We start from the raw sequence: 21668 nt of genomic DNA, 5'->3' as shown, positions 1-21668 counted from the left end.
AAACTATCTTTGCAGAACTATGGCGCAGAAAGAAACATTATCTACCTTGACGAACGGAAATTTTGCAAAAGAACTCTCTATTGCCGATGGGAAGATGCCTCCCAACGCTCTGGATTTCGAAAGACTGGTCATCGGAACCTTTTTGATTGACAAAAAAGGGCTTGATCATTCCATCGATCTGCTTACACCGGAAGTTTTTTATGATCCGAGACACCAGGTGATTTTTTCTACCATCTTAAAATTGTATGAAGGCAATCAGCCGGTGGATTTAATGACCATCATTCAGGCTTTGAAAAAAGAAGACAAACTGAATCTGGCGGGCGGCGACAGCTACATTATCGATCTGACGATGGGCGTAAGCTCATCCGCCCATATCGAATACCACGTACGGGTAATCCTTGAAAAATATATTTTAAGAAGCCTTATTAATGTTTCCGCCAATGTGATTGATGCTTCGTATAAAGAATCCACTGATGTTTTTGAACTGCTGGATAAAGCAGAGCAATCTTTTTTTGAGATCACCAACGGTACCATTAAAAAGGGATTCGACACGGCGAATTCATTGGTAAAACAGGCTATAGATACCATTAAATCACTGAAGGACAAAGAAGGTCTTTCCGGAGTACCTTCGGGATTCCGGGATGTGGATAAAGAAACCGGGGGCTGGCAGAATTCCGACCTGATCATCATTGCGGCACGTCCGGCGATGGGGAAAACGGCTTTTCTTCTTTCCATGGCCCGAAATATAGCCGTAGGACATAAAATCCCGATGGCTTTATTTTCACTCGAGATGGCTTCGGTACAGCTGATCACGAGGATGATCGCTTCCGAAACGAGAATTTCATCAGAAAAACTGAGAAAAGGAACACTCGATGATGAAGAATGGCAAAGGCTATTCTCCAATGTATCCGAACTCGAAAATGCGCCTTTATATATCGACGAAACACCCTCGCTTTCGATCTTCGACTTCCGCGCGAAGTGCCGGAGACTGGTGATGCAGCATGGGGTAAAGATCATCATGGTCGATTACCTTCAGCTGATGACTGCCGGAGGTGGCGGAAAAGGAGCAGGAAACCGGGAACAGGAAATCTCCATGATTTCCCGATCATTAAAGGCCATTGCCAAAGAACTGAATGTTCCTGTAATTGCACTTTCCCAGCTTTCGCGAAGTGTGGAAACCCGTCCCGGAAAAAGGCCACAGCTTTCTGACCTGAGAGAATCCGGAGCTATCGAGCAGGATGCGGATATCGTATCCTTCATCTTCAGACCGGAATATTATAAGATAACCGTATGGGATAATGATGAAGAAGGACAGGAAACCTCAACGGAAAACCAGGCTGAGCTTATCATCGCCAAGCACAGGAACGGGGCTACTGCCGATGTGCGTCTATCCTTCCTTAAACATTTTGCAAAATTTGCCGATATCGAAATGGCATTCGATGGCGGCGGCGGATCGATGGGCTACAGCTCTAATGGCGGATTGTTGGGAGAGCCGAGCGGTTTCGATAAGATTAAAACCACTATCCAGCCGGGTGCCGCATTTGATCTGCCGGACAGCTCAAAACTTTCAGGATCTTCCATGAATGATTTTGATGATGACGATGATTTTCCTTTTTAAAAAATTAAGGCTAAATCTTCCTGAATCTTAAACTAAATCTGAGCCCTGATCTCAACCTGACATGAGAATTGAAATATACACCGACGGAGCATGCAGCGGAAATCCCGGAAAAGGCGGATATGGAATCCTTATGCGCGTACCGGAAAAAAATTACCAGAAAACATTTTCCAAAGGCTTCAGGAAAACGACCAACAACAGGATGGAACTTCTGGCCGTCATCACAGCGCTGGAAAAACTAAAATCTCCCGATAACGATATCCATGTATACACCGACAGTAAATATGTTGCGGATGCCATCAATCAAAACTGGCTGGCCGGATGGATCAGGCGTGGCTGGAAAAATGTAAAAAACCCTGATCTCTGGCAGAAATTTGTTAGCTTATACAACCTCCATAAGCCCAAAATGCACTGGATTAAAGGCCATGCAGGACACTTTGAAAATGAGCTGTGCGATAAACTGGCTGTAACCGCCGCTGCTTCTCCGGACCTGGAAGTAGATCACTATTTCGAAAGCCTGGAAAACAACACTTTATTCTGATCCTTTCCAATACTACGCCGATCAAAAATTTTCACTATTTACCTTTTAAACTTATCATTTTTTGATGAATAGCCTTCATTTCCGGCAAAATTAACATTGAATACGCATTTATTGCTTGGGATTTAATATCTTTGACAAGTCTAATTTTAAGTATCATAATATATGAATAAAAAACTATTGGCTTGTTTTATCCTGCTCTTATCCTGCTTGGTAGGAAAATCCTCAGCTCAGACCTATCAGCTGGCAGGAAATCCCGTCGTAACCACAGGATGGGATATAGTTCCGTCTGCAGTTGTTAACGGCGACTTCATTCAGCTTACTGCCGACCAGATTTCCCAGGTAGGTGGTATCAAACTCAATGCACCCATCAACCTGAAATTCTGCGACAAATGGAGAGTGGAATTCGATTTCAGGATCGATGGAAACGGAACTACCAGTTACGGACGCGGCGACGGCTTCGCTTTCTGGTATCTTGCCAATCCTCCCGCTGCCTATACTGCAGGAGGCGGTTTAGGGATTCCCGCCAACTCTACCGGGCTGATGGTAGGATTCGACATCTTTAACAACAGCACCGAGGCACAGATGAGCAAAGTGCATGTTCTGTACGGAACCAACAATACTGCAGGATCAAATATTGAATTTAACAATACACCCGGAAGTACATTCCACACACCGGATCTTAACCCGACACAGCCTTTTGTAGGAGCAACCTACAAGCACGTTGAAGTATTGGGACAGGTAGATCCTGCTATCCCTGCCAACTGGATCATCAGCATCAAAATTGACGGGAATACGGTAGTGAACCAGTCTTTTGCACCTTCCGGCTCAGCTGTCGGAATGACACAGGGATATTTCGGATTCTCCGCATCTACCGGGGCGGCCAGTGCGAGACATTCTATTAAAAATGCAAAAATATTTACCGATAAGGTTGCCATTAACCAGACAAGCGTATCGGCAAGCGTATGCCCGAATCCGTCCACAGGACAGGGAACCATCAACCTAACGACATTCCAGAGTCAGTTTGTAAGCAATCCGGCGAACTATACCTTCACATACAGCGTTGGCGGAACACCGATTACGAATCCTGCGAACTTCCAGTTCAGCGGCAATACGACTGTTTCGGTAAGAATTAAAGATAATTCCGGACTTCTGTGTGATAATCCCGACGGCAAAATCCAATTAACATTGTCTCCGTTTACGGCAACACCTGCTACCCTTACCGAGTGTAATAACAATAACGCAGGAACAGCAACTTATAATCTTACGCTCGCCAACGTGAACGAGCCAGCCGGTTCTACCAAAAAGTTTTATGCCACTATGGCTAATCTTAATGCAGGAACCCCTGAAATTACAAACCCGACCGCTTATATTTCTGCAGCCGGAACTGTTTATGTAAAAGTAACAACGCCTCAGGGATGCCAGGGTTCGGCACCTATCACACTGGCATTCTATCCGCAGATTGCCTCTCAGGATGCGACCATAGAATCGTGTTATATTGATGTAGCACCAACGACCGCATTATTCAATCTTACCCAGGCGAATGTAACATCGGCCACCGGAGTTACGAAGAGATATTTTAAAACACAGGCCGACGCCCTTGCAGGAACAAATGAGATCCTGAATCCAACGGCTTACATTGCACCATCTTCTACCGTGTACGTAAGAATTACCAATGTTGCGAATTGCTTTGTGATCGTAAAAATTACACTTAAAGTTTTACCACCGATTTATTCTTCCGTTTTAAAGGATAAAATCATCTGTATTGATGCTAAAACCAACCTTGACGCCGGACCTGGATTCGACAGCTATTTGTGGAGTACGGGAGCAACGACACAATCTATCCAGAACATACCTCCGGGGCAATATTGGGTACAATTAAAAACAGGAAGATGCATCACTTTGCAGACCGTAAAAGTAAATCCGGCCAGCCAACCGGTTATTTCAAGCATCGATATCAACAATACGACCATTACAGTAAATGTAAAAGGTGGAAAGGGACCTTTCCAATATTCTCTTGACGGAGTAAAATGGCAGGATTCCAATGTATTTACAGGACTTACAAGAGGCGAAGTAACAGTTTATGTAAAAGACTCCTACAACTGTACACCGATCCATATTCAGATTACCGTTCCTAATCTCATCAATGCCATTACACCAAATGGCGATAATGTAAACGATGTAATTGATTATTCAGCTTTAGCCTACAAAAAAGATCTTGTGTTTACAGTATATGACCGATATGGAAACAAACTTTATGAAGCGAATAAAATCAGAAACTTCAAATGGGACGGAACTTCTGGCGGAAAAAAAATACTGACAGGAACCTACTGGTATACGATCACCTGGACTGAAAACGACAAAAATAATACTCCAACCTCTTACCATGGCTGGGTACTTGTGAAAAACAGGGAATAATTTATATAAGGATCGCTCCGTATGGGGTGATCCTTTTTGTTTTTAAAAGTTTGTACGGTCAATAGATGATACCACCATGCTTTATCATTAATTCGGAATTCAGACAATTAAAAACAAAACGACAAATCATTTTACAATTCTAATCATTAGCCCTTAGCTCGAATGAAAAAGCTATTACTCATTAATTTTTTTATCCTTTTCATCTGCTTTACCGGAAAGCTATCCGCTCAGACGTACCAGCTTACCGGCAACCCTGTAAACACAACGGGATGGGATCTTGTTCCCAATGCTACCGTAAATACGGATTTTATACAGCTTACCCAGGATGTTACCAGCCAGTTTGGAGTGGTAAAACTATCAACCCCCATTAATCTTAAATACTGCGACAAGTGGAAGGTGGAATTCGATTTCAGGATCGACGGAAACGGAACTGCAGCCTACGGCCGTGGTGACGGATTTACGTTCTGGTACCTGACCAATCCTCCGACTACCTTTTCAGGCGGAGGCGGGCTCGGAATCCCTTCAAATGCCAACGGGCTGATGGTGGGATTTGATATTTTCAATAATTCAACGGAAGGGCAGATGAGCAAGATCCACGTTTTGTACGGAACAAATAATCTTCCGGCAACAAACAATAATATAGAGTTCAATAACACACCGGGAAGTACTTATCACACCCCCGACCTGAACCCCACACAGCCTTTTGTAGGATCTAATTACAAGCACGTCATCGTAAACGGTACCATAGATCCCGTAAATCCGAATATCTGGAATATTAAAATCCAGCTGGACGGTGTTGTTCTGGTAGACCAACCGTTTACCGCATCCGGAGGAGCAGTGGGAATGACAACCGGTTATTTCGGATTTTCCGCCGCTACCGGAGGAGCAAGTGCAAGGCACTCGATAAAAAATGCTAAAATCTATATTGATAAAGTTCCTATCCTTACCAATACCATTACGCCTTTCGTGTGCGTAAACCCGGGCACAGGAAACGGAACAGTAGATTTAACGTCTTTCCAGAACCAGTTTGTAAATAACCCGGCAAATTATGTTTTTACATATTTCGGGCCTGGCGGAACACCGATTACAAACCCTTCAAATTACACCTATCCCGCAGGAACGACAACCGTTACGGTTGTCGTAAAAGATCCATCGTCTACCCTCTGTGATAATGGTGACGGGAAAATCGTATTGACACCGACAGCTTTTGCGGCTAATGATGTTACGCTTACCGGATGTAACAATAACAATGCAGGAGGAGCTGTATTTAACCTTACAGCGGCGGCTGTATCTTCAGTTCCGGGAAGTACGGCTGTATTTTATAATTCTATGTATGATCTTAATAATCATATCAACCCGATTGCGAATCCTTCGGCATTCTTTTCGCCGGCGGCCATTATTTACGCTCAGGTAACCACACCGCAGGGCTGTACGGACGTTGCCGATATAACACTCGTCATTTCCCCTGTGGTGGTTGTGCAGGATGCCACCATCAGAGCCTGTGCCATGGATACCAATCCTTCCACCGGACTGTTTGACCTTACGACAGCTCCGGTATCTTTACAGCCAGGTACAAAAACTTACTTCCCATCGCTCACAGATGCACAGAACGGAACCAACCCGATCCCCACACCGGCAAATTACATCTCTCCGAATGGTGTAGCGTACATCAAAGTAACCAATACAAACGGCTGCTACAGCATTGCTAAGGTAACACTGATCGTTATACAGCAGATCTTCTCCACAGTACTGAATGATAAAACCATCTGTATGGAAGACACGACAATACTGGATGCGGGACCTGGATTCACCTCGTACAAATGGAGCACAGGAGCAACTACCCAGAGCATCAGCAACGTAGGCGTAGGAAACTACTGGGTGGAACTTAAAACAGGAAACTGTACCGCAAGGCAAACCGTAAAAGTATACGCCTCCGGGCAGCCGGTGATTACCCGTGTTGATATTTCCAACACAACAATTACCATCTACGCCAACGGAGGAACCGCCCCCTACAAATATTCGATGGACGGAATTCACTGGCAGGATTCCAACGAATTCAAAAATGTACCGCGGGGAGACAGCCGGGTATATGTAAAAGATGCTTACGACTGTGATCCGATTACCATTACCATTGTTGTCCCTAACCTTATCAATGTGATTACCCCTAACGGTGACGGTATAAATGATGTTATCGACTATTCCGCGCTTGCCGGGAAAAAGAATTTGGTTTTCAATATTTTTGACCGTTACGGAGCAAAAATCCATGAAGCCGATAAAAACAACAAATACCGTTGGGACGGAACCGTAGGCGGAAGGAAGGTATCTACCGGAAACTATTGGTATTCTGTTTCATGGAATGAAAACGACAAGAAGAGTACGCCGATCAAATACTCAGGATGGATCCTGGTAAAAAACAGAGACTAACGGAATAACCATTTCCTATATATATAAAAGGATCACTTCAAAATTATTTGGAGTGATCTTTTTTATCTGATTTTAGAGTAAGATATTTTGCTTTATCCTTATTTAATTCGCATTCAATGTTTAAATTTGTCTTATGAATTATTTGGAGGCTTTGAGCAGAAGATATTCTGTAAAGAAATTTAACGGCGAAATTATTCCGAAAGACATATTGCACAATATTCTTGAATCGGGAAAGTTATCGGCAAGCTCGCTGGGCCTCCAGCCTTATGAAATCCTGATTGTTGAAAGTGAGGAGATGAAGCGGAAATTAATCCCGGCTTTTTATAATCCGTCTCAGATTTCCACATGTTCCCATCTGATCGTTATTGTTGCCAAAAAAATTGTGGACGACCATTATATCAACGGATATTTCAGGCACATCTCGAAAGTAAGGGAAACACCACTGGAAAAGCTGGATCTTTTCAAGAACAGCATTAATCAGCATATGAGTCAAAAAACACAGGATGAGATTTTCAGCTGGGCAGAAAAGCAGGCTTACATCGTTCTGGCCAATCTCATGTATGCCGCAGCGATTGAAAACATAGACACCTGCCCCATGGAAGGATTCCGACAAGAACTGATCGAAGGAATTTTAAACATCGATCAGGAAACTGAAAAAGTAAGCGTTACCCTTGCTTTGGGCTACCGCTCGGAGGAAGATCATTTCCAGCACATGAAAAAAGTGAGAAAACCAAACGAAAAATTGTTTAAATTTATATAGTCATCAGACAATTTTTCTTAAACCAAGGATATGATAAAAGCGGATGTATTAGTAATCGGTTCCGGAATTTCGGGACTTTCTTATGCCATAAAAGTTTCTGAGCAGCTTCCTAATGCCAAGATAATCATCGTAACAAAGTCGGACGAAGACGAAAGTAATACCAAATATGCCCAGGGCGGCCTTGCAGTGGTAACGGATTCTAAAAACGACAATTTCCAGAAACACATCGAAGATACCATGCGCGCCGGAGACGGGGAAAACAAACGTGATGTCGTAGAGATGGTAGTTACGGAAGCTCCTGCACGATTTAACGAAATCGTGGAATGGGGCGCCAACTTCGATATGAAAAACGGTGAATTTGCATTGGGAAGAGAAGGCGGACATACCGAGAACAGAATTGTACATCACAAAGACATCACCGGGTTTGAAATTGAAAGGGCTTTACTGGAAACCGCCAATAAAAGCGAAAACATTGAGATCTTGGATCATCATTATGTGATCGATATCATTACCCAGCACCACGTTCCGGGAAAAGAGCTGAACGAAGGCGATATCCATTGTTACGGGGCTTATATTTTAGATGAAAAATCTAAAAAAATAAAAAAAATCACCTCAAAGATCACTTTAGTCGCAACGGGAGGTGCCGGCCATGTTTACAAAAATACCACCAATCCTACCATTGCTACCGGAGACGGAATCGCTTTTGTGGCCAGAGCGAAAGGCAAGGTTTCCAACATGCAGTATTACCAGTTCCACCCGACGGCTTTATACAGCAAAATTGACGGCATGCTGTTCCTGATTTCGGAAGCGGTCCGCGGAGACGGCGCCAAACTCCGAACGAAAAAGGGCGAAAAATTCATGCACAAGTATGATGAGCGTGAAGAACTGGCTTCCAGAGACATCGTTGCCAGAGCCATTGATGCTGAAATGAAAATTACCGGTGACGAATATGTAGGACTGGACTGCCGCGAAATGAACCGCGAAAAATTCCTTGAACACTTTCCGAATATCTATAAAAAATGTAAAGACGAGGGCGTTGATCCTTTTACCCAGCTGATTCCCGTAGTTCCTGCCTGTCATTATCTTATGGGAGGTATTGAGGTCGACCGGGACGGGCAGTCTTCCATCAGGAACCTGTTCGGTGTGGGGGAATGTACCAACTCCGGACTTCACGGTGCCAACCGGCTCGCTTCTAATTCTTTACTGGAAGGCCTGGTTTTCGGTCATAATGCGGCGATGAAGACCGTGGAACTTCTAAACGAAAACAACTTCAACTTCGATGATCTGAAAGCGGTTCCGGAATGGAATGAAGAAGGTATGAAGATCATGGATGAAATGGTGATCGTTTCGTACCTGAGAAAACAGCTTCAGGAAATGATGAGCGACCTCGTAGGTATCGTAAGAAGCAACCGCCGTCTGAACATGGCTTTGCAGAAACACCAGGAAATCGCTGCGGCCGTGGACGAAATCTACCACTACTCCATTCTTTCCCCTCAGTTATCGGAACTGAGAAATTTAACCACCGTGGCGCACCTTATCATTACCCAATCTATGGAAATGACGCAGAATAAGGGAGCGTTTTATAATAAAGATTTAGTTTAAAAGCATACCTATGAAAAGACCGGCATACGTTACTGATAAAGTTTTAAAACAGTTTATTAAGAGCGCTTTGGAGGAAGACATCCAGGATGGCGACCACTCTACCCTTTCTACCATTCCGAAAGACCTGGAACAAAGTGCTAAGCTTCTGGTAAAACAAGACTGTATCCTGGCAGGTGTTGAACTGGCAGAGATCATTTTTAAAACTTTCGATAAAGATCTGAAAGTAGAGACCTTCGTAAAGGACGGTGATGCTGTGAAAGTGGGCGATATAGCCTTTAGCGTTACCGGCAGCGCAAGATCCATCCTCTCTACCGAACGCCTTGTCCTAAACTGCATGCAGCGGATGAGCGGAATTGCTACCCTGACCCACGACTGGGATTCCAGGCTTGTCGGCACCAAAACAAAGCTTCTGGATACCCGCAAGACTACGCCAAACTTCAGGGTATGTGAAAAATGGGCGGTGGCCATCGGCGGCGGCACCAATCACCGGTACGGACTTTATGACATGATCATGCTGAAAGACAACCACATCGATTATAACGGAAGCATTACCAACGCCGTAAAAATGGCCAAGGATTATATTAAAAAGAACAAGAAAAAACTGAAAATAGAGGTGGAAACCAGAAATCTTGAAGAGGTTCAGGAAGCCATCCATGCCAAAGTAGACCGGATCATGCTCGACAATATGGATGTGAAGACCATGAAAAAAGCGGTAAAGCTTGTCAACGGCACCTGCGAAACCGAGGCATCCGGCGGAATTACCCGTGAACAGCTGAAAGAAATTGCCTCCACCGGTGTCACCTACATTTCTGCGGGCGCGCTTACCCATTCTGCGGACAATATGGATTTAAGCCTGAAAGCCGTTAAATAGGGATTGAATTTTCAATAAAAATAACTATATTCTGTTAAAAATTAAATAATGTGATTTTTTTCATACAGAATTTCGATTATTATTCAATACATTGTAAATCAGAATTTTAAACCTTATTCAGAACGTTTAAAAATTAACATACAGTTAATATTAGTTAAAATATATTTCCTCATTTTTGCAGAAAATTTAATCTAACTATTACTAACGATTATGAAATTAATCAACAAATCGATTCTAACTGCAGTAATTACTTTGTCTACAGCTAGTGTCTATTACGCTCAACAAGTTCAGGACACTGCAGCAAAGTCCAAAGACATTGAAGAGGTAATCCTACGAGGTGTTACAGATATCGCCAAAGATAGAAAAACACCAGTTGCGGTATCTACTATTAAAGCAGCACAAATTCTTGAAAGACAAGGAAATCAGGAGCTTGTTGAAATGCTTAATACGACACCTTCCATTTATGCTACCAAAGGAGGTGGTGGTTTCGGAGACTCTCAGATTGTGATGCGTGGATTCGAATCCAGAAATATTGCAGTAATGGTAAACGGTATGCCAGTAAATGATATGGAAGGTGGTACTGTTTATTTTTCAAACTGGACCGGTCTTTCTGATGTAACCAGCTTTATCCAGGTACAGAGAGGTCTTGGTTCTTCCAAACTGGCTATTGCATCCGTAGGAGGTACGATGAACTTTATTACAAAATCAGCCGATATGAAAAAGGGCGGTATTGTAAGATTAGGAGTTGGTAACAATGATTATTTAAAAACTTCATTTGCCTATAACACCGGAAAATCTGATAAGGGATGGTCTTCATCATTCTTAATGGGTAGACAATCAGGATCTACTTATATCCAAAATACAGATTACGAAGCATATACGTATTTCTTTGCCTTAGGTTGGGAAGTGAACCAAAAGCACAATCTACAGTTTACGATAACCGGAGCTCCGCAATGGCATGATCAAAGATCTTTTGCTCCTACCATTTCTGATTATATCAAATACAATCCGGATAATGACGGAACACCGGACAGAACTTATAACAGTGACTGGGGATATTACACCAATGCAGAAGGCAGAAGGGTGGCATTATCTAACAGATCAAACTACTATAACAAGCCTGTAATGATGTTGAACTGGGATTGGACATTTAATGAAAAATCAAAATTAAGTACCGTTGCATATATGTCTAACGGTAGAGGTGGAGGAACCGGTGATCTTGGTAGAGTAAACGGAAGAAACCTTACAGCATCTGTAAATGGAGTGCCATATTTCAGAGATGCACAAGGTCTTTATAACTATGATAAATTATTTGCTGAAAATGCAGCTGTTAATGTTAATACCGCTAACGCAGGAAGTACGTTAATCCGCAGAGCTAGTATCAACTCTCACAACTGGTATGGTATTTTAGCAAATTTCCAACACAAAGTAAATGATAACTGGAATTTCTCAATAGGAACAGATAACAGATATTACTATGGTTATCATTACCAGGTTATTTCAGATCTTTATGGCGCAAAAGGATATAAAGATAATGCCAACAAAAATATAGCTCCTAATATTGTAACAGCGACTTCAGATTATAAAAAATTAAACTGGAACCCTTTTGGTGGAAGCCAAGTCCCATTAAATGAAAGAATAGGATTTAGCAATGATGGCGAAGTACTTTGGTATAGCGGATTTGGACAAATTGAGTATTCTAAAAACAATTTATCTGCATTCATTCAAGGATCTGTTTCAAATCAAGGATATCAAAGGATTGACGAATTCGTTCAGGATGGTATTACTGTACAGAGAAATCAGACAGTAAACAGAAAGACCGGATTCAAAAATATCTTTGGATATAATATTAAAGGAGGTGCTAACTATAACATCGATGAAAACAATAATGTTTTTGCCAACATCGGTTATTACAGTAAACAGCCATTTATGAATACAGTATATCCTAGTAACCAGCAAGTGGTTAACCCTCAACTAACAAACGAGAAAATTTTCTCTGCTGAGCTGGGATATGGTTTCAGATCTGCAAAATTCAATGCAAATGTGAACGTTTACAGAACGCAGTGGAAAGACAGAGCACTGAGGAGAACGATTACGGTTCCTAATGTGACAGATGCTTATGCAGAAATGAACGGAATCACTGAAATCCACCAAGGAGTTGAAGTAGATGCAGCCTACAAACTTAATAACATTGTAGAATTCAACGGAATGTTCTCATGGGGCGATTACTATTATAAAGGAAATGCTACAGGTAGTACATTCGACGGAAATAACAATCCTTTAACGGTTGCAGGTGATTCCAACACCACTACTCTTTATCTTGATAAAGTGAAAGTAGGAGGAACAAGCAACAACAGTATCCCGCAAATGACCGCAGCTTTAGGAGCTACAGTTAAGCCAGTAAAAGATTTAAGTGTATATGCCGGATGGCGTTTTGTAGGAAAACTTTATTCATCTATTGATATTGCCACTTTCTCAAACCCTGCGAATCAGGAAAGAGGAGTTTTGAAATTACCGGACTATAACTTAACCGATATTGGTATATCTTACAAAATAAGATTAAAAGATAATTCCAAATTCTTTACTATCGGAGCAAACGTTTATAACTTATTCGATAAAACATATATCCAGGACGGAGCTACCAATAACTTTGTTAAAACCGTAGGTGATTTTACAACTACTACAACAGGAGGAGTAACAACTACTGCACAGCAGAAATATGATGCCTACATCAATAATCCTGCTAACTTCTATAATGGTATTGATACTTCAAACCGTGTATTCTTCGGATTCGGAAGAACATGGGCTGCAACATTGTCTTTCAACTTCTAATAAATATTAAAACATTAGATTTTAAACCTACCCATCCCGGCATTTCGCCGGGATTTTTTGTTATATTTATATAAATAAACCTTATGGAGAATGCATTAGAAATTTTTGTGAATGAATGGAAAACAAAAAATTATGTAACAGGTATACTTTTAACAGGTAGTTATGCAATAGGCCTAGAGAATAGTAATTCAGATGTAGATATAAGATTGATCTTTAATTCTAAACAAAAGAAGAGTATTAAGGGGCTTACAACTATTAATGGATATATATTTTCTTATTTAGGAAGGTCATCAGAAAAAACTTTTAAAAGCTTTTCTAAAGATTTTTTAATGAATAACAAATTTGAAGCTAGAATTTTTAGTATAGGAAAAATTCTTTATGATGAAAAGAATATACTGGAAAAATTAATAGAGACAGGAAAAGTATATTTAGAAACTCCATTTATACAAAAAAAAATTTCTAAAGAAATTGTTAATACGAATATGTATTCAATATATAGTAATAAAACTTTTTTAGAATCATTACCTGAAACATCAACCTTTTTTTCTTACCATTATTATAATTTTCTCAGACAAACAATGAAATTCTATTCTTTATATTTAGGCTATGAATCTTTTATCGATTCTAAAATTCAAAAAATATTTATTGATGAAAAATATCAAAGAATATATTCATGGGATAAATTTCCTGATCAAGATTTCATCTATCTATGGATTGATTGTCTAAATAAAGAAAATCATCAATCTGTTATATTAATTTATCGTTACTTAGAAAAAAAAATTGTTAAAATTGAAGAAAAACAATTCACACTATCGTGGTATGAAGTTTAGATTTTATATATTTGTTTAATTAAAATAATAATTAATATGAAAAAGAAATTAAACTTAAAAAAGATTAAAATTGCTAAACTATCAAAATCCAAATTACCTCAAACCGAACTTAAAAATGTAAAGGGCGGTGATGGTTGCGCATTTTCAGTTGTCACTGTTGAAACAGAAGGTGGTGGCCTAGGAGGAACGTATGGATACGTTACAAGTTGTGCTCTGAATGATTACACAGAATGTATCACAAGAGGTTCGTAATTACACATAATTTAAAAAATTAGAGCACTTCATTCGAGGTGCTTTTTATATAAACTATTAATTAGCAATATGTTTTTAACCTTAAAAAAGTTCCTGATATCTATCATTAATTGAAATCTTTAAATTAATCTTATGAATGATTCTTTGATTCTACAAGTCATCGAAAATATCCATATCAATGTTAGCAAAAATTTCAGCAATAGCATTAATATAGGTGTGTTAAATGGAATTAGTGGATACTCAATATTTTATGAATATTATAATAAATATTTAACAGATCAGCCTAATGAATATCAGTCAAAACACATATTGAATATATGCATTGATAGGATAAATAATAATTATAATAAAGCAACATACTGTGATGGTATTTGTGGATTTATATGGGCTATTAATTTTTTAAAAGAAAATAAACTAAGATACTTTAATTTAAATATTAATAGTCTTTACAAATATATAAAAGAGTGGACTTTAATAGCTATTGCTTCTGGTAATTATGACTTTTTACATGGCTCAACTGGAACTATTTATTACCTTGTTAATAAACTAAAAATAAACAGTAACTCCTTATCATTATTTCAAAATTATATCAACGCTCTTGAAAAAAAATATTGTGAAATATACAATTTCAGAAATCAAAAATTAGCAGAAAGATCGTATTTAGGCTTAGCTCATGGAGTAGCCTGTTATATGAAAATATTATTAACCATTTCAAAAATCCCACAATTAAAAGAGCAATGTTATAATCTACTGTATAAAAATTATAACTTTTTAATTAAAATTTATAATTTTTCAGAAAACAAAAAGTCACTATTTCCTTCTTGGCTTTCATATAACACAGATATAAATAAAGAATATTCTGGTTTATCATGGTGTTTAGGAGATCCAGGTATTGGCATTACATTATTAAATATATCTAGTGATATTAATGACATTAATATGAGAAATATAGCAGTAAATATTCTTAAACACTCATCTAAAAGATTATCAGAAGAACAATCACTACTAAAACACCCATGTTTATGTCACGGCTTTTTTGGAGCTTATAAAATATTTTCAAGGGCCTATACTCTCACAAATGAAAAAGAATTTTTAAATGCTAAGAAACATTGGCTTTCAAGGGGACTTGAGTATTTGAATAATAATAAACTTCCAGATGATTTATCTATTTTAAATGGCCAATCTGGAATTGGGTTAGCCCTTATTGACGTTTATACTGATACAGATCATAATTGGGGAGAATGCCTTCTGATATCATAATAACTAAATGATCGCATGAGTAAATTTCCATATAAGGCCTTAGATCATTTTGTTCTGAGGGCGCCATCAAAATCATTAACTTTTTTAAAAATCTTCTTAAGAAACAAAAAAATTTCGGACATAGAATTACTGAAAATTTGTTCTGAACCTTTTTTTCAGGAAGCCTTATTTTTAGCATCTCCAAATTTACATCAATCACTTAAAGTTTGGTTAGAGAGAAAAGAAGATAATAAAGTAAGGGATGAAAAAATAAAGTTGAGCATTTTAAAATATATATGCAGAATGTCAACAAGATGTACTCCTTTTGGTTTGTTTGCTGGCTACAATATAGGAACTTTTAAAAATGAAAATTCAATTTCGGTAAATGAAATATCAACTTACAGAAGATCAACTAGGTTAGATATGCAATACTTAGTCACATTATCACAAAACTTTTTAAAAGACAAGAAAATAAGAGGAAAATTAAAATTTAAAAGTAATAGTAGTTTATATAAAGCTGGAAACCAATACCGATATATAGAATATACTTATTTAAACGATCTTAAAAGAATATACCATATTGAAGCTATTGAAAGTGACAAATATTTTAAATATATCATCGATAATTCCATAGAAGGAAATACAATTACTCAACTAGCTAATGATCTAATAAACTTCGATTCCGAAATAAATGTCTCCGAAGCAAAAGATTATATAAATGCATTAATTGACAATCAAATACTAGTAAGCGAAATCGATCCTGTAATAATAGGTGAAGATTACTTCAAAATTATTAAAAAAAAGATTATTTTAAAAGACATTGTAAAAGTACTACAAGATATCAACGATGAATTGAGCTCAATTGACAAGAAATTTGGAAACTCAGTTGATAGATATTATAGAATAAGATCAATTGCTGATAATCTTAATACTGATATCAATTTAAAATATTTTTTTCAAACTGATCTTAAAATAAATACTCATAAAAATTTTCTAGACAAAAAAATTCTAAAAGACATTAAAGAGGGTATTATTTTTCTAAATAAACTGTCAATCTTATCGAAAAATTATTCTGAAACTCACATAGATAATTTTATTAAAAAATTTAAAGCCCGTTATGATAGACAGTGTATACCTCTCTCTAAAGTTTTGGATCCTGAATCAGGAATTGGTTATAAGAATAATGATATGAGTATAATTATTCCTGATAACAATTTTATTGACAATTTGATAATACCTCAGCAATCAGATTCTAAAAATGAGATTAATTGGTCTAATGTTAATGGTATTTTACATTATAAAATTACACAGGCATATAAAAACGGAGACTATATAATAAGATTTAATAGTAATGATCTTCCTGCTTGGATTACAGAAACTTGGAATGATCTTCCAGACACCTTATCATTTATGACAGAAATTGTTAATATTAACGGTGAGCAGAAAATAAAATTAGATGGAGCAGGAGGTGCAAGTGGCTCTGATCTTTTTGGAAGATTTTGCTTAAATGATGATGAACTTTTTAATCATACAAAAGATATAATTGATATTGAGAAAAAAATTAATCCTAATTTGGTAATAGCTGAATTATCGCATCTTCCTGAATCAAGAATAGGAAATGTTATATCAAGACCAAGCTTTTGCGAATATGAAATTCCTTATCTTGCCCAATCAATAAAAACAACGGATAAACAAATACTCATTGATGATTTAATGCTTTCTGTTAAAGGAAATGAAATAATTCTTTTTTCAAAAAAGCTAAACAAACGAATTCTTCCAAGACTTATTAACGCTCATAATTATTCGTTCAATTCGATTCCGATTTATAATTTTTTATGTGACCTTCAAAATCAAAATAAGAGGTCTGGACTCAACCTAAGACTTGGAGCAATGGAAAAAAATTATAAGTTTATTCCCCGTATTGAACTAGGCAATCTTATTCTCAAACCTGCAACATGGAATTTGAGAAAAAAAGATTTAGAAATATTTACTATACAAACGGACTCTGACGATGATTTGTTAGAAGCTGCTCAAAGAACAAGAACTACATGGAAAATGCCCCCATACATAGTGTTAGCTGAAAATGATAATGAATTATTTATTAATCTTCAAAATATTGATAGTATAAGAATGATGATTAATGCAATAGGAGAAAAGGCAAATTTTATTTTTAAAGAATTCTTATTTACGGATGATGAACAGCTTGTGAGAAAAAATCAAGAATTTTATACAAACCAAATCATTATCACTTACTACAATAATCAAAAATTATCAACTATAAAAAATGACTGATCATTCTATACAAAGAGATTTTATAATTGGCGATGATTGGTTATACTATAAATTTTTCTGTGGCCATAATGCTTCAAATAAGATCATAACGGAATTTTTAAAACCTATTAGTGAAGAATTTATATCTTCCGGGATGATCAATGAATGGTTTTTTATACGCTATAATGATCCTTCTTATCACATAAGGTATAGGATAAAACTAAGTAGCCCTAAATATATTGGTCAGGTAATAATAAAATTAAATAATTATCTAAAAAAATACTTATCAAATGAAATTGTATGGAATGTTGAATTAGATACATATAAAAGGGAATTAGAAAGATATGGCAGCAATACAATGGAAATTTCTGAAAAGATTTTTTATATAGATAGTAAAATTATATCTGATTTTATTGAAAATTCAGATAGTGAACTATTGTATCAAAAAAGTCTTTTCGGGTTAAGATTGGTGGCATTTTATCTAGATACATTCAATCTATCTGTTTTAGATAAATTAAAATATACAGAATTACTAAAAAATTCATATTACAAAGAATTTGGTTCTGAAAAAGAAGTAAAAAAACAATTAGATAAAGTTTTTGTCTCAAATCAAAATTCTATTAATAAAATACTGGATACTAAAATTAGCAAGGCTAATAAATTAACAAAAAGTATCGCGATCTACAAATATGAAATAAAAAACAACATTAAAAGTTTACTTTCCGTATATGAGAAAAATTCTTTAGAGATTAATATAGAAAGCCTATTAAGCAGTTATATACATATGTCTATTAATAGGCTTTTCATACATAATAATCGATTACATGAACTAAATATATACGATTTTTTGTGGAGATATTATAAAAAATTATATTATAAACAAAACAATATGTAATGTATTCAATTCAAGAGATTTATCTAGTCTTATCGAAATTGCCACACGACTTTGGACAATTAGATTCGGGACTAAACGGGAGATCAGCCGTATCACTTTTTTTATTTGAATATTCAGATGTATATACTGATATAATCGCCTATAATAAAGGGATCGAACTACTTGAATATGAATTAAACTCCATAGAAGAAGTCAAAAATGTTAGTCTCTATAATGGCCTTACAGGGATAGCTTGGACAATAAACTATCTTTCAAGCAAAAATTTGATTGAAATTAATCATGATGATTTCCTTCCTGCACTACTAGAAGATCAATTGAAAAACTATTTTTTTACACATAATCAGTTAATATCTCTAGAACATTTTACATTCAATGAAAATATTTTTTTTTATTTTATTAACAGGTTAATAACAACAAATAATGATTCACTTAGAAAAAAATATATAGTTTTCATTAATCAGGGTTTAATTTTATTTATCCATTATTTTTATCAAATTAATGATCTTAAAATAAAATTTGAAATGAAAGTTTTAACTAATTTTATAAAAACTTTAAACTTATTATCTGATCAGTTAAAATCTCCTTTATTACACTTATTGCTAACAAACGTTTTAGAGCTAGCTGTAAACATTGAAAATATAAAACATATTAAAGAGCATTCACACTTCATAAAGGCATCAGTATTTCTAAATAATCAAAAATTTCAAAATAAGTTGAAGAAATATAAATTTCAAAACAAGACTTACAGAAACAATTTTGATAACACCTTTCAAATGGGGATTTGGCAAGAAGGTTTAAGCTATCAAGGACTGAAAAAAATAATGTATAAGAAAAAGCTTCAAGATAAATTTTTAGAATACTTTATAAAATAAAAACATCAGATTTTATACCCATAAATCCCGGCATTTCGCCGGGATTTTTTTGTTATCTTTGTGTACTTTAAAAAACAAAAAATAGATTATGGAATTTTACAACATTTTGCTTAATGCGCATAAAGGAATCGGATATCTGGAAATCCTTTTGGTGACTTTATTTGTAATTGCCCTTTTAACGACGATGTTCGGGTACAGTGGAAAAGTGAATAAGTTTCTGAAAAAGATTACCCTTTTTACGATGATCTTTTTCCATGTGCAGTTTATATTGGGAATAATTCTCTTGATCAACTTCTTTACTCAAGGAAGTGTTAACATGGGTGAAATCATGAAAAATTCTGCTCAAAGATTCCAATACGTAGAGCATCCGTTTTCTATGCTGATCGCTGCGGTTCTGATGACCGTCGTTAACAAAAAAGTAAAAACAAACCCTACCATTACCCTGGCGGTAGTGATTATGGGATTGATCGCCGTAGGTTTATTTGCATTCGCGTTCCCGTGGGCCAGAGTCTTCGGGGCATAAATATATTTTAACAAAACAATTTTTAATTATCAATGAAAGTAGCTGTAGTAGGTTCAACAGGAATGGTTGGACAGGTTATGCTTAAAGTTCTCGAAGAGAGAAACTTCCCGATCACCGAACTGATTCCGGTAGCATCCGAAAAATCCGTAGGCAATAAGGTGAAGTATAAACAGGAAGAATTTACGATTGTAAGCATGAAGGACGCTATAGCTGCCAAACCCGATATCGCGATCTTCTCTGCCGGAGGCGGAACTTCCCTGGAATTTGCTCCTCTTTTTGCAGAAGCGGGAACTACCGTGATCGACAATTCTTCAGCCTGGAGAATGGATCCCGACAAAAAACTGGTGGTTCCTGAAATCAATGCGGATGTATTAACAAAGGAAGATAAGATCATCGCCAATCCGAACTGTTCCACCATTCAGCTGGTGATGGTATTAGGGCCATTGAATAAAAAGTACGATCTTAAAAGAGTGATCGTTTCCACTTACCAATCCGTTACAGGAACCGGAAAAGCAGCCGTTGACCAGCTGAACGGGGAAATCGGAGGAGATGAATCGATTGCCAAAGTATATCCTTACCAGATCTTCAAAAATGCATTGCCGCATTGCGATGTCTTTGCAGATGACGATTACACGAAGGAAGAAATTAAACTGATGAAGGAACCCAAGAAAATTTTAGGAGACGACACCTTTAATTTAACGGCTACTGCCGTACGGGTTCCGGTACAGGGAGGCCACTCGGAAAGTGTAAACATCGAATTTGAAAACGAATTCGATCTGGATGAAGTAAGAAAAATCTTATCTGAAACGCCAGGCGTTGTTGTTATGGATAATGTAAAAAACAACGAATACCCGATGCCGCTCTACTCCGAAGGGAAAGATGAAGTTTTCGTCGGAAGGATCCGGCGGGACCTGTCGCAACCCAAGACTCTGAATCTCTGGATTGTGGCGGACAACCTGCGAAAAGGAGCCGCTACCAACGCGGTACAGATTGCAGAATACCTGGTAGAAAAGAACTTAGTATAAACTAACAAACCTAAAAAGAGTCTCAGAATTGAGATTCTTTTTTTTATCAAACCTATGAACGTTCAGCAGAATAAAAATAAAGATAAACTGGCCTTTCAGAAGCTTATTGCCGTTTTTGGGATCATCCTTTTTATCGGAAAAATCGTAGCATGGAAACTGACGAATTCCGATGCCGTTTTTTCGGATGCAATGGAAAGTATCGTGAATGTGATCAGTGCCTTTATGGGGCTATATTCACTATACCTGGCCGCAAAACCTAAAGATGAAGACCATCCGTACGGTCATGGAAAAGTAGAATTTGTAACCTCCGGAATTGAAGGGGCACTGATTGCCATTGCCGGACTTATGATTATTTATGAAGGAGTTAACAGCCTTATCACCGGCAAGGTATTAAGCAAACTGGACGTCGGAATATGGATCATTGCCGCTACCGCCATTATCAATTATCTGTTAGGGTATATTTCCATTAAAAAAGGAAAAGCGGAAAATTCCCTGGTGTTGATTTCGTCGGGAAAGCACCTGCAATCCGATACGGTAACGACCCTTGGAGTGGTTATGAGTTTGATCGTGGTTTATTTTACAAAAATCTATTGGCTGGACTCGGTGGTAGCTTTGATTTTCGGGCTCTATATCATCTTTGTCGGATACAAGATCGTCCGGAAGTCTTTAAGCGGCATCATGGACGAGCAGGATCCCGAATT

17 protein-coding genes are annotated in these 21668 nt (G+C 37.4%); all 17 read left to right on the top strand.

From position 1 onward, the window contains the following. Positions 1–19: 19 nt before the first annotated feature. Positions 20–1618, top strand: coding sequence for a replicative DNA helicase (dnaB, locus tag ACED20_RS03505; RefSeq protein ID WP_294233941.1), 1599 nt, complete (start codon positions 20–22; stop codon positions 1616–1618). A 61-nt stretch (positions 1619–1679) separates the two neighbouring features. Next, a complete protein-coding gene (gene rnhA, locus ACED20_RS03500; RefSeq protein ID WP_294200567.1) occupies positions 1680–2156 on the top strand; it encodes a ribonuclease HI in 477 nt (158 codons plus the stop codon). 162 nt (positions 2157–2318) lie between these two features. Further along, positions 2319–4571: a gliding motility-associated C-terminal domain-containing protein gene (locus tag ACED20_RS03495; RefSeq protein WP_378103514.1), complete on the top strand. Its 2253-nt coding sequence runs from the start codon at positions 2319–2321 to the stop codon at positions 4569–4571. Positions 4572–4733: 162 nt separating this feature from the next. Next, positions 4734–6995, top strand: a complete 2262-nt coding sequence (locus tag ACED20_RS03490; RefSeq protein WP_378103512.1) for a T9SS type B sorting domain-containing protein — start codon at positions 4734–4736, stop codon at positions 6993–6995. Positions 6996–7128: 133 nt separating this feature from the next. After that, positions 7129–7755: an NAD(P)H-dependent oxidoreductase gene (locus ACED20_RS03485; protein WP_294239446.1), complete on the top strand. Its 627-nt coding sequence runs from the start codon at positions 7129–7131 to the stop codon at positions 7753–7755. Positions 7756–7785: 30 nt separating this feature from the next. Then, entirely contained in the window at positions 7786–9357 is a 1572-nt protein-coding gene (gene nadB / locus ACED20_RS03480; RefSeq protein ID WP_294309188.1) for an L-aspartate oxidase, read from the top strand. A gap of 10 nt (positions 9358–9367) precedes the next feature. Next, complete coding sequence (gene nadC / locus ACED20_RS03475; protein ID WP_378103509.1) at positions 9368–10228, top strand: carboxylating nicotinate-nucleotide diphosphorylase; 861 nt, start codon at positions 9368–9370, stop codon at positions 10226–10228. Between the two features lie 210 nt (positions 10229–10438). After that, positions 10439–13060 carry a TonB-dependent receptor gene (locus ACED20_RS03470; protein WP_378103507.1) on the top strand — a complete coding sequence of 874 codons (2622 nt, stop codon included), beginning with the start codon at positions 10439–10441 and terminating at the stop codon, positions 13058–13060. An 83-nt stretch (positions 13061–13143) separates the two neighbouring features. After that, the gene (locus ACED20_RS03465; protein ID WP_378103505.1) at positions 13144–13890 is read left to right on the top strand and encodes a nucleotidyltransferase domain-containing protein; all 747 of its coding nucleotides are present in this window, start codon (positions 13144–13146) and stop codon (positions 13888–13890) included. A 36-nt stretch (positions 13891–13926) separates the two neighbouring features. After that, on the top strand, positions 13927–14142 hold the full coding sequence (locus ACED20_RS03460; RefSeq protein WP_294331266.1) for a hypothetical protein: 216 nt from the start codon (positions 13927–13929) through the stop codon (positions 14140–14142). Positions 14143–14274: 132 nt separating this feature from the next. Beyond that, complete coding sequence (locus ACED20_RS03455) at positions 14275–15402, top strand: lanthionine synthetase LanC family protein (RefSeq protein ID WP_378103503.1); 1128 nt, start codon at positions 14275–14277, stop codon at positions 15400–15402. A gap of 15 nt (positions 15403–15417) precedes the next feature. Then, the gene (locus ACED20_RS03450) at positions 15418–17673 is read left to right on the top strand and encodes a lantibiotic dehydratase family protein (RefSeq protein WP_294331264.1); all 2256 of its coding nucleotides are present in this window, start codon (positions 15418–15420) and stop codon (positions 17671–17673) included. Then, on the top strand, positions 17666–18547 hold the full coding sequence (locus tag ACED20_RS03445) for a thiopeptide-type bacteriocin biosynthesis protein (protein ID WP_294331262.1): 882 nt from the start codon (positions 17666–17668) through the stop codon (positions 18545–18547). Before ACED20_RS03450 ends, ACED20_RS03445 begins: the two co-directional genes overlap by 8 nt. Beyond that, entirely contained in the window at positions 18547–19419 is an 873-nt protein-coding gene (locus ACED20_RS03440) for a hypothetical protein (RefSeq protein WP_294331260.1), read from the top strand. The genes ACED20_RS03445 and ACED20_RS03440 overlap by 1 nt, the downstream gene beginning before the upstream one ends. Before the next feature lie 88 nt (positions 19420–19507). Continuing rightward, positions 19508–19942: a hypothetical protein gene (locus ACED20_RS03435; protein ID WP_294225174.1), complete on the top strand. Its 435-nt coding sequence runs from the start codon at positions 19508–19510 to the stop codon at positions 19940–19942. A gap of 32 nt (positions 19943–19974) precedes the next feature. Next, positions 19975–20967, top strand: coding sequence for an aspartate-semialdehyde dehydrogenase (locus tag ACED20_RS03430; protein WP_294203692.1), 993 nt, complete (start codon positions 19975–19977; stop codon positions 20965–20967). Between the two features lie 54 nt (positions 20968–21021). Further along, a partial coding sequence (locus ACED20_RS03425; protein WP_378103500.1) for a cation diffusion facilitator family transporter occupies positions 21022–21668 on the top strand: 647 nt, incomplete at its 3' end.

The sequence above is a fragment of the Chryseobacterium sp. sg2396 genome (assembly GCF_042610505.1).
Taxonomy (GTDB): domain Bacteria; phylum Bacteroidota; class Bacteroidia; order Flavobacteriales; family Weeksellaceae; genus Chryseobacterium.
Note: the sequence above shows the minus strand (reverse complement) of the source record. Positions and strands in the feature narration are given on the sequence as shown.

Excerpts from the sequence above, each read along its gene's own strand:
- dnaB (WP_294233941.1), top strand. The coding sequence starts at position 20 with ATGGCGCAGAAAGAAACATTATCTACCTTGACGAACGGAAATTTTGCA.
- rnhA (WP_294200567.1), top strand. The coding sequence starts at position 1,680 with ATGAGAATTGAAATATACACCGACGGAGCATGCAGCGGAAATCCCGGA.
- ACED20_RS03495 (WP_378103514.1), top strand. The coding sequence starts at position 2,319 with ATGAATAAAAAACTATTGGCTTGTTTTATCCTGCTCTTATCCTGCTTG.
- ACED20_RS03490 (WP_378103512.1), top strand. The coding sequence starts at position 4,734 with ATGAAAAAGCTATTACTCATTAATTTTTTTATCCTTTTCATCTGCTTT.
- ACED20_RS03485 (WP_294239446.1), top strand. The coding sequence starts at position 7,129 with ATGAATTATTTGGAGGCTTTGAGCAGAAGATATTCTGTAAAGAAATTT.
- nadB (WP_294309188.1), top strand. The coding sequence starts at position 7,786 with ATGATAAAAGCGGATGTATTAGTAATCGGTTCCGGAATTTCGGGACTT.
- nadC (WP_378103509.1), top strand. The coding sequence starts at position 9,368 with ATGAAAAGACCGGCATACGTTACTGATAAAGTTTTAAAACAGTTTATT.
- ACED20_RS03470 (WP_378103507.1), top strand. The coding sequence starts at position 10,439 with ATGAAATTAATCAACAAATCGATTCTAACTGCAGTAATTACTTTGTCT.
- ACED20_RS03465 (WP_378103505.1), top strand. The coding sequence starts at position 13,144 with ATGGAGAATGCATTAGAAATTTTTGTGAATGAATGGAAAACAAAAAAT.
- ACED20_RS03460 (WP_294331266.1), top strand. The coding sequence starts at position 13,927 with ATGAAAAAGAAATTAAACTTAAAAAAGATTAAAATTGCTAAACTATCA.
- ACED20_RS03455 (WP_378103503.1), top strand. The coding sequence starts at position 14,275 with ATGAATGATTCTTTGATTCTACAAGTCATCGAAAATATCCATATCAAT.
- ACED20_RS03450 (WP_294331264.1), top strand. The coding sequence starts at position 15,418 with ATGAGTAAATTTCCATATAAGGCCTTAGATCATTTTGTTCTGAGGGCG.
- ACED20_RS03445 (WP_294331262.1), top strand. The coding sequence starts at position 17,666 with ATGACTGATCATTCTATACAAAGAGATTTTATAATTGGCGATGATTGG.
- ACED20_RS03440 (WP_294331260.1), top strand. The coding sequence starts at position 18,547 with ATGTATTCAATTCAAGAGATTTATCTAGTCTTATCGAAATTGCCACAC.
- ACED20_RS03435 (WP_294225174.1), top strand. The coding sequence starts at position 19,508 with ATGGAATTTTACAACATTTTGCTTAATGCGCATAAAGGAATCGGATAT.
- ACED20_RS03430 (WP_294203692.1), top strand. The coding sequence starts at position 19,975 with ATGAAAGTAGCTGTAGTAGGTTCAACAGGAATGGTTGGACAGGTTATG.